Below are 3,178 nucleotides of genomic sequence, written 5' to 3'. Positions count from 1 at the left end.
TTGAGAACTGCACAGTGGACGCGAGCATCTGTGGCCAAGTTTTTAAGGGCGCACGGTGGATGCCTTGGCACCAGGAACCGATGAAGGACGTGGGAGGCCACGATAGGCCCCGGGGAGCTGTCAACCGAGCTTTGATCCGGGGGTGTCCGAATGGGGAAACCCGGCAGTCGTCATGGGCTGTCACCCGCTGCTGAACACATAGGCAGTGTGGAGGGAACGAGGGGAAGTGAAACATCTCAGTACCCTCAGGAAGAGAAAACAACCGTGATTCCGGGAGTAGTGGCGAGCGAAACTGGATGAGGCCAAACCGTATGCGTGTGATACCCGGCAGGGGTTGCGCATGCGGGGTTGTGGGATCTCTTTTTCACAGTCTGCCGGCTGTGAGACGAGTCAGAAACCGTTGATGTAGGCGAAGGACATGCGAAAGGTCCGGCGTAGAGGGTAAGACCCCCGTAGCTGAAACATCAGCGGCTCGTTTAAGAGACACCCAAGTAGCACGGGGCCCGAGAAATCCCGTGTGAATCTGGCGGGACCACCCGTTAAGCCTAAATATTCCCTGGTGACCGATAGCGGATAGTACCGTGAGGGAATGGTGAAAAGTACCGCGGGAGCGGAGTGAAATAGTACCTGAAACCGTGTGCCTACAAGCCGTGGGAGCGTCGCTGTATGTGCTTGCACATGCAGTCGTGACTGCGTGCCTTTTGAAGAATGAGCCTGCGAGTTTGCGGTGTGTTGCGAGGTTAACCCGTGTGGGGAAGCCGTAGCGAAAGCGAGTCCGAACAGGGCGATTCAGTAGCGCGCTCAAGACCCGAAGCGGAGTGATCTAGCCATGGGCAGGTTGAAGCGGAGGTAAGACTTCGTGGAGGACCGAACCCACCAGGGTTGAAAACCTGGGGGATGACCTGTGGTTAGGGGTGAAAGGCCAATCAAACTCCGTGATAGCTGGTTCTCCCCGAAATGCATTTAGGTGCAGCGTCGTGTGTTTCTTGCCGGAGGTAGAGCACTGGATAGGCGATGGGCCCTACCGGGTTACTGACCTTAGCCAAACTCCGAATGCCGGTAAGTGAGAGCGCGGCAGTGAGACTGTGGGGGATAAGCTCCATGGTCGAGAGGGAAACAGCCCAGAGCATCGACTAAGGCCCCTAAGCGTACGCTAAGTGGGAAAGGATGTGGAGTCGCAGAGACAACCAGGAGGTTGGCTTAGAAGCAGCCACCCTTGAAAGAGTGCGTAATAGCTCACTGGTCAAGTGATTCCGCGCCGACAATGTAGCGGGGCTCAAGCGTACCGCCGAAGTCGTGTCAATCCAGCATGAGGACCAACGTCCGCTGGGTTGGGTAGGGGAGCGTCGTGTGCCGGGTGAAGCAGCCGCGGAAGCGAGTTGTGGACGGTTCACGAGTGAGAATGCAGGCATGAGTAGCGATACACACGTGGGAAACGTGTGCGCCGATTGACTAAGGGTTCCTGGGTCAAGCTGATCTGCCCAGGGTAAGTCGGGACCTAAGGCGAGGCCGACAGGCGTAGTCGATGGACAACCGGTTGATATTCCGGTACCCGCTTTGAAGCGCCAACGCTGAACCCAGCGATGCTAAGCCCGTGAAACCGCCGTGTGCGTCTTCGGACAAGCACGGAGTGGTGGAGCCGGTGACCCAGACTGGTAGTAGGTGAGTGATGGGGTGACGCAGGAAGGTAGTCCAGCCCGGGCGGTGGTTGTCCCGGGGTAAGGGTGTAGCCCGAGAGATAGGTAAATCCGTCTCTCATTGAGGGTGAGACCTGATGCCGAGCCGATTGTGGTGAAGTGGATGATCCTATGCTGTCGAGAAAAGCCTCTAGCGAGTTTCATGGCGGCCCGTACCCTAAACCGACTCAGGTGGTCAGGTAGAGAATACCGAGGCGTTCGGGTGAACTATGGTTAAGGAACTCGGCAAAATGCCCCCGTAACTTCGGGAGAAGGGGGGCCATTCCTGGTGAAGAGTCTTGCACTCGGAGCTGGGGGTGGCCGCAGAGACCAGCGAGAAGCGACTGTTTACTAAAAACACAGGTCCGTGCGAAGCCGTAAGGCGATGTATACGGACTGACGCCTGCCCGGTGCTGGAACGTTAAGGGGACCGGTTAGCTCCATTTCGGTGGGGCGAAGCTGAGAACTTAAGCGCCAGTAAACGGCGGTGGTAACTATAACCATCCTAAGGTAGCGAAATTCCTTGTCGGGTAAGTTCCGACCTGCACGAATGGCGTAACGACTTCTCGACTGTCTCAACCATAGGCCCGGTGAAATTGCACTACGAGTAAAGATGCTCGTTTCGCGCAGCAGGACGGAAAGACCCCGGGACCTTTACTACAGTTTGATATTGGTGTTCGGTTCGGCTTGTGTAGGATAGGTGGGAGACTTTGAAGCTCATACGCCAGTATGGGTGGAGTCGTCGTTGAAATACCACTCTGGTCGTGCTGGATGTCTAACCTGGGTCCGTGATCCGGATCAGGGACAGTGTCTGATGGGTAGTTTAACTGGGGCGGTTGCCTCCTAAAGGGTAACGGAGGCGCCCAAAGGTTCCCTCAGCCTGGTTGGCAATCAGGTGTTGAGTGTAAGTGCACAAGGGAGCTTGACTGTGAGACCGACGGGTCGAGCAGGGACGAAAGTCGGGACTAGTGATCCGGCGGTGGCTTGTGGAAGCGCCGTCGCTCAACGGATAAAAGGTACCCCGGGGATAACAGGCTGATCTTCCCCAAGAGTCCATATCGACGGGATGGTTTGGCACCTCGATGTCGGCTCGTCGCATCCTGGGGCTGGAGTCGGTCCCAAGGGTTGGGCTGTTCGCCCATTAAAGCGGTACGCGAGCTGGGTTTAGAACGTCGTGAGACAGTTCGGTCCCTATCCGCTGTGCGCGTAGGAATATTGAGAAGGGCTGTCCCTAGTACGAGAGGACCGGGACGGACGAACCTCTGGTGTGCCAGTTGTTCTGCCAAGGGCATGGCTGGTTGGCTACGTTCGGGAGGGATAACCGCTGAAAGCATCTAAGCGGGAAGCCTGCTTCGAGATGAGTATTCCCACCTCCTTGAGAGGGTAAGGCTCCCAGTAGACGACTGGGTTGATAGGCCGGATATGGAAGCCCAGTGATGGGTGGAGTTGACCGGTACTAATAGGCCGAGGGCTTGTCCTCAGTTGCTCGCGTCCACTGTGTT

At 56.8% G+C, this 3,178-nt stretch carries 1 rRNA gene; it reads left to right on the top strand.

What is annotated here, in order from left to right:
- Positions 1–32 precede the first annotated feature (32 nt).
- Positions 33–3,156, top strand: a 23S ribosomal RNA gene (locus FVS66_RS29945).
- Positions 3,157–3,178 lie beyond the last annotated feature (22 nt).

The organism is Streptomyces sp. TRM49041 (assembly GCF_008271805.1).
In the GTDB taxonomy this organism is placed as follows: domain Bacteria; phylum Actinomycetota; class Actinomycetes; order Streptomycetales; family Streptomycetaceae; genus Streptomyces.
The sequence above is the reverse complement of the archived record's forward strand: the minus strand, read 5'-3'. Positions and strand labels throughout refer to the sequence as shown.